The 5,395-nt window shown below is 42.9% G+C and carries 10 protein-coding genes and 5 pseudogenes; 12 read left to right on the top strand and 3 right to left on the bottom strand.

Translation table 11 applies throughout. From position 1 onward, the window contains the following. Positions 1–23: 23 nt before the first annotated feature. Both A1830_RS23590 and A1830_RS20715 read left to right on the top strand, forming a co-directional pair. Positions 24–953 (top strand): annotated as a pseudogene (locus A1830_RS23590) (RHS repeat-associated core domain-containing protein); the annotation flags it as partial. An 8-nt stretch (positions 954–961) separates the two neighbouring features. Then, a complete protein-coding gene (locus tag A1830_RS20715; protein WP_067710477.1) occupies positions 962–1,159 on the top strand; it encodes a hypothetical protein in 198 nt (65 codons plus the stop codon). A 46-nt stretch (positions 1,160–1,205) separates the two neighbouring features. Here A1830_RS20715 and A1830_RS24145 read toward each other — a convergent pair whose 3' ends face one another. Further along, on the bottom strand, positions 1,206–1,316 hold the full coding sequence (locus A1830_RS24145) for a SymE family type I addiction module toxin (RefSeq protein ID WP_231877698.1): 111 nt from the start codon (positions 1,314–1,316) through the stop codon (positions 1,206–1,208). 107 nt (positions 1,317–1,423) lie between these two features. On the opposite strand from A1830_RS24145, the gene A1830_RS20710 reads away from it, so the two are divergent. The 5 genes and pseudogenes from A1830_RS20710 to A1830_RS23580 all read left to right on the top strand — a co-directional run bounded on the left by A1830_RS20710 (position 1,424) and on the right by A1830_RS23580 (position 3,666). Next, a complete protein-coding gene (locus A1830_RS20710; RefSeq protein ID WP_231877695.1) occupies positions 1,424–2,203 on the top strand; it encodes a hypothetical protein in 780 nt (259 codons plus the stop codon). A 401-nt stretch (positions 2,204–2,604) separates the two neighbouring features. Next, positions 2,605–2,694, top strand: a pseudogene (locus tag A1830_RS23800) (RHS repeat-associated core domain-containing protein); the annotation flags it as partial. A 3-nt stretch (positions 2,695–2,697) separates the two neighbouring features. Further along, complete coding sequence (locus tag A1830_RS22845) at positions 2,698–3,102, top strand: hypothetical protein (RefSeq protein WP_231877694.1); 405 nt, start codon at positions 2,698–2,700, stop codon at positions 3,100–3,102. A gap of 9 nt (positions 3,103–3,111) precedes the next feature. After that, entirely contained in the window at positions 3,112–3,381 is a 270-nt protein-coding gene (locus tag A1830_RS20705; RefSeq protein ID WP_067710473.1) for a hypothetical protein, read from the top strand. A gap of 132 nt (positions 3,382–3,513) precedes the next feature. After that, positions 3,514–3,666 carry a hypothetical protein gene (locus A1830_RS23580; RefSeq protein WP_231877693.1) on the top strand — a complete coding sequence of 51 codons (153 nt, stop codon included), beginning with the start codon at positions 3,514–3,516 and terminating at the stop codon, positions 3,664–3,666. On the opposite strand, the gene A1830_RS22840 is transcribed toward A1830_RS23580, so the two are convergent. Beyond that, positions 3,667–3,810, bottom strand: a complete 144-nt coding sequence (locus tag A1830_RS22840; RefSeq protein ID WP_156485057.1) for a hypothetical protein — start codon at positions 3,808–3,810, stop codon at positions 3,667–3,669. A 67-nt stretch (positions 3,811–3,877) separates the two neighbouring features. Here A1830_RS22840 and A1830_RS24140 point away from each other — a divergent pair. From A1830_RS24140 to A1830_RS20695, 4 genes and pseudogenes are all read left to right on the top strand, one after another. After that, positions 3,878–3,925 (top strand): annotated as a pseudogene (locus A1830_RS24140) (hypothetical protein); the annotation flags it as partial. A 32-nt stretch (positions 3,926–3,957) separates the two neighbouring features. Further along, positions 3,958–4,119: pseudogene (locus tag A1830_RS23730) on the top strand (RHS repeat-associated core domain-containing protein); the annotation flags it as partial. Continuing rightward, complete coding sequence (locus A1830_RS20700) at positions 4,108–4,539, top strand: hypothetical protein (RefSeq protein ID WP_197473381.1); 432 nt, start codon at positions 4,108–4,110, stop codon at positions 4,537–4,539. The pseudogene A1830_RS23730 and the gene A1830_RS20700, both read left to right, overlap by 12 nt. Next, positions 4,536–4,805 carry a hypothetical protein gene (locus tag A1830_RS20695; RefSeq protein ID WP_067710471.1) on the top strand — a complete coding sequence of 90 codons (270 nt, stop codon included), beginning with the start codon at positions 4,536–4,538 and terminating at the stop codon, positions 4,803–4,805. The genes A1830_RS20700 and A1830_RS20695 overlap by 4 nt, the downstream gene beginning before the upstream one ends. 42 nt (positions 4,806–4,847) lie before the next feature. On the opposite strand, the gene A1830_RS20690 is transcribed toward A1830_RS20695, so the two are convergent. After that, entirely contained in the window at positions 4,848–5,141 is a 294-nt protein-coding gene (locus A1830_RS20690; protein WP_082804231.1) for a SymE family type I addiction module toxin, read from the bottom strand. Positions 5,142–5,184: 43 nt separating this feature from the next. Here A1830_RS20690 and A1830_RS23570 point away from each other — a divergent pair. Next, positions 5,185–5,395: pseudogene (locus A1830_RS23570) on the top strand (hypothetical protein); the annotation flags it as partial.

Raw genomic sequence — 5,395 nt, 5'->3', positions numbered from 1 at the left:
ATAAGGCTGCGGAAACCGTCACTTTTCTGTGGAGCGGGCTGCGGATGGTGGGCGAAAGCAGCAGCGCCGCGCCGGAGCGTGACACGCAGTACCTGTACAGCGAAGGAAGCTGGGAGCCGATTGCCCGGGTTGATACCTTCGGTGAACAGTCGGATATTTTCTGGTACCACACGGAGCTGAACGGGCTGCCGGAGCGGATGACCAACGATCGTGGCGAAGTGGTGTGGCGCGGGCGCTTCTCGACGTGGGGGATAACGGAGCAGGAAAGCACCACAGGGTATCAGTCAGTCCAGCAGAACCTGCGCTTTCAGGGACAGTATCTGGACCGGGACTAATTTGCTTCAGCAAAATTGAACATCGCTTCAGCGACGGCCCCGAAGGGGTGAGGCACCACAGGTGCCGAATCAACCGGACTGCACTACAATCTTTTCCGGTATTACGATCCTGTGGGTGGACGGTTTACGCAGCTGGACCCTATTGGGTTGGCGGGTGGGCTGAATACTTATCAGTATGCGCCGAATCCGCTGGGGTGGATTGATCCGCTGGGGCTGACGAGATGTAAGCCCGGAACTGCCTCGGGAAAAGGCAGTAATATTGAAGGGAAATGGTTAAGAGGTACTCATGGTAATGCTGGCTTATTCCCATCATCAATAGCTGATAAATTACGTGGCAGACAATTTAAATCTTTTGACGACTTCAGAGAAAATGTCTGGAAAGAGGTAGGAAATGATTCCCACCTTTCTCAGCAATTTAGCCGTTCAAATATTACCAGGATGAAAGATGGCAAAGCACCAATAGCTCACGATACTCAATGGAATGGGAAAAACAAATCCTATGTTCTTCATCATCGGACGCCTATTCAACATGGAGGCGGTGTCTATGATGTTGATAATATTATTGTTGTTACCCCAAGATATCACCTTGATGTGTTAGATAGGGCTTATCATTTTTGAGGTTGAATATGCAAAGAAAAGAGCTTATCGAGTTAATTGAGAAAATACAGCGCAGTGAAGGTACTGAGGAAGAAGCTGATAATGATATTGACTTGCTTTGTAGTAGCGTTGTTGATCCTCAGGCTGCAAATTATATCTTCCAGGAAGATCTTAGCGCTGAAGAAATAGCCGATAAAATAATGGACTATAAACCGATCACATTATAAAAATAAAGCCTGAAGCGATCATCAAGATCCTTCCGGCTTTTTACTTTCAGCCGCCAGTCTGCTGCTCCACGGTGAGGATCAGCCGGCCTTCATCGATCCTCACCGTTACTGGACAGCCGGTCTCAAATCCCGCCTCCCTGAGCCAGTCACCCTTCAGATGGAGGCTGGGGCTGCGCTAATAGTACTTGGCGGTAATATCCCGGCGGCTCTCATGATAACTTAATTTCAGGAATATAAGAGGAATATATGTATTCTGGAATGGCTGTGTATAATACTGAGAATATAGACGCAAAAACTGCATGCGAACTAGGTGAGAAGTTACTTACCGATATTGGCATGCCTATTACTGGTGCCGGATATTATAAGATGTTAAAAAATGGTGATCATCTAGGTGATCACGACATCGTAGAGATATCATTCCCTGACTTAAAGGAAAAAATAAAGGATAATGCGGTTACCGCATTTAGAATATATTCAGAGCAGAAAGATGCACAGCCGTGGAATGCATCTTTTGGTTATATGACCAATGAGTTCGGTGGCTTCAATTATATTGATGTGCAATGCCCAAGCGTAGCTGATGACTCCAAGGCTACAACTGAATTTTTAAGTTCACTGTCTGATAATATACCATATTCATATGGTATTAAGTACCGTACTGATAAAGTCACCAAAGCGCTCTATTATGCCACTGGTGATAATATGGTTAATATATATCAATATGAAAATGCATCTTTATTTAAAAGAGAGTTCCCAGGTAGATTTAAAGGTCAAGAACGTTATAAAAATACGATGCTAAGGATGGTTTATCCTATTAATGTGATTAATAGTCATCATCTTGATATTGTTATCGGAAATGTTAACTTGAAAGAGTGGATATCAAGTGATGAAAATTATGGTTCCCTTGAAGGGTTAAACAATAATCTGTGGCTATGGACCGTTGAGGATACTGAACTCGACGAGGTAAATAGGTGTCTTGGTGAGGCCGGAGTATTAATCTCTTGGAAACCATTAGCCACTAAGAAAACAGCTAGAAAACTGCCATAAATAAAAGCCGGGAAGATCATCATTGGATCTCCCCGGTTATTTTTATCTGCTCCCTGCCATTTTTATCTGTTGCTAGGCAAGCATATTGCCCTAGTGAATCTGAATTATCACCTTGCCGGGTATCACGCTGATCGCCAGTGCCTGGTCAGGCCACACTGCGTCAGCCAGTCCCCCGTCAGATGCAGCTCGTCGTTATCCCATATCCAATCCACGTGGATACTACGATGCCTCAATCATTATGTATTTTCATTACTAATTGATTTAAAATAATTTTGTGCAGATAAAAACTATCAAAGTAGGGCGGTAGCGTGATTAAGATCCTAGAGTATGATGCATTTCTGGCGGAGGTATACCACCTGAACCGCTAGTATGATTCGCGGGAGGGATGTTGCCTGTGCCCAGACCCGGTGGGGCTTGCTGGGGGATTAAACCTCTACGCGTACGTTCCGAACTCGTTAAACTGGGTGGATCCGCTGGGGTTGACGAAGTGTAGCTTGGAAGGCAAATATAGAGAAATTGAAAAATCTCCTTTGCCTCCATCCCTTGCTTCAACATTCACTAATAGTGAATATAAAACTGTGATGACCACACAGGATATTACTATGTATCGAGTTTTTGGTGGCACTGCAAAAATAGATGGTTCTTTTGTTTCTACTGTTAGCTCAGGTAGTAGAATACAGGCTAAAATTGATGCTGCACTTTTACCTCAGTGGAAAAATACGAGACAGTTTGAAGCAACCATTCTTGTACCTAAAGGGACCGTTTTACAGTTAGGAGAGGTTGCACCACAAATAACCAAATCTGGAACAATACTCTCTGGGGGAGCAGACCAAATCATTCTTCCACGAGGATGGGATCAGAGTTGGATATTGAATGTTAGAGGAATTAACTCTATTTAGGCTAATATCATGAAAACAAAAAAAGAAGCGTTAAATATCTTAAAGAAAACTTTGTCAGATCTGGAAAAAGAAAAATTGGTTTTTCATAAATTAGATCTTAATGGTATCATTGATAAATATAAGAAAGCAATTCATGATATCGAAATGGATGTTTTAACTTACAACGAAATACATAACTCCGTTAAAGCATATTTAGAAATATATAATGATTATGATAATCCTCTTCTTTATCAAATGTCTGATGCTGAAGAAGCAGTGGAGAGCTATCTTTCATTATGAAGAATATTACTCTTGCATAAAAAATCACTTTTATCGGAAATAGATAAAACAATTGATAATATTGAAGCGGTTATAAAAAGTAAGCGCAAAGAACATTTGCGAACTTTTATTAATGATCTTGAACGTTAGGAAGTGAAAGTTATTAATAATGAGATAAATAATAATCCCTTAAGAGGCTTTGCCCGTCGTTATGCAGAAATGTATAACGACTACCTTAATCCAATTACAGATGTTTTGGACAGAATGGAAAAAGCAGTCGATAGCTATTTAGAAAGAGTAGTATAGTTAAATAAGCCGGAAGCGGTCCCTGTGATCCTTCCAGCTTTTATTGTAGCCGCCAGCCTGAGCCAGCAGCGCCAGCGCTTCGTTGCGAAATTCATGCGAGTGCTGCTTACGGGGCTTTATGCTGGTCGATGTTGGTTTTGTCATGAGTCACCTCTGGTTGAGAGTTTACTCACTTAGTCGCGTGTCCACTATTGCTGGGTAAGATCAGTATCTGGACAGGGAGACAGGGCTTCACTACAATCTGTTCCGTTATTACGATCCAGACTGTGGACGTTTTACGCAGCCTGACCCGATAGGGCTGNAGGGCTTCACTACAATCTGTTCCGTTATTACGATCCAGACTGTGGACGTTTTACGCAGCCTGACCCGATAGGGCTGGCGGGTGGGCTGAATCTTTATCAGTATGCGCCGAATCCGCTGGGGTGGATTGATCCGCTGGGGTTGAGTAACTGTTCGATTGATGGTCGACCAGAACCTTACAAAGGTGCAAAAGATGCATCAGCATATCTTCGCTCTATGGGAGTTAACAGAGCACAGAGGAAACAAATAATTGATTCCTTTGAGTTAGAAACTTTATCCGTGCAAAAGGCTGGAAATAACCAGTTTGGGACACGCTTCCATGATTATGGAAAAACTGCCAGAGCTGAAGGGCAATATGTTTTTGAAACATTCACTCCGCAGACGAACAGAACTGGTCTGGCATTACCTCCCGAATGGAATGGTATGACTGGAATTAAACAATGGCAGATAAGTCCAGGTACAACAATGATCAAAGGTAGAGCAGCTGCGCAATTTGAATATGGTGCTCAATATAGTGGTGGCGCAGAGCAAATCTTTGTTCTTCAGCCCTGGAAGTATGGGGCTTTATTATGAGATCTTCTTTTGGATTATTATTGAGTGATGCCCTTAAAAAGGTAGTTGACGCAATTATTCGGCATGAGCGTAACGAAGTAGCGCCTCTTTCAATCCAGATTTTAATTCAAGTTAAAAAAGAACTGGAAGAGATGATTAGGGTAATGGATCCAAAAATTTACATGCCGGGATACCCTCGCTTTATTTTAGATTGGCCGGATGAAGATGGACTTATTGATGAGTTAATTAACCTTGCCTATCAATACGGAAAAATAACGAAAAGTTAAATAAAGCCTGAAGCAATCCCCTCTATCCTTCCGGCTTTATTTTTAGCCGCTGACCTGAGTCAGCAACGCCAGCGCCTGATGCCGGGTCTGCACTATCTCCTGCCTCAGCTTCTCAAGGCGTACCTGCTCCTGGCGCAGTCGCGTTTCCTCGCGGCTATCGGGGATCAGCACCAGACAGCCGTCCAGTACCTTCAGGCTGACGCCGGTGCCCACCTCAAATCCCGCCTCGGCCAGCCACTTACCCGCAATGTTCACCTGCGGCGTGGTGCGGTCACCGCCCTTTGGACGGTAGCCCTCTTTGGAAGGATCGGTAATGGTGAATTTAAAAACTACGATCTAATAAAAGACTCTCCGGTATATATTGATGGGGTGTTAAAAAATGGTGACTTCTAACATGATAAACTTTAATTCTGAAATAATATCTGGATGTTCGTTAGGTAATATTAGTCTGAATGAAAATATATCTTCATTTATAGATGAAATGTATTCTTTTTTTAAGGTTGAGGTTAAGGAGTACTATCTTCCTGATGGGAGTAAAAAGAATGCATATATAATTAATAAAACTATAACGATCGCCACTAATCATGAAG

It is taken from the genome of Erwinia sp. ErVv1, assembly GCF_900068895.1.
Classification (GTDB): Bacteria; Pseudomonadota; Gammaproteobacteria; order Enterobacterales; family Enterobacteriaceae; genus Erwinia.
Note: the sequence above shows the minus strand (reverse complement) of the source record. Positions and strands in the feature narration are given on the sequence as shown.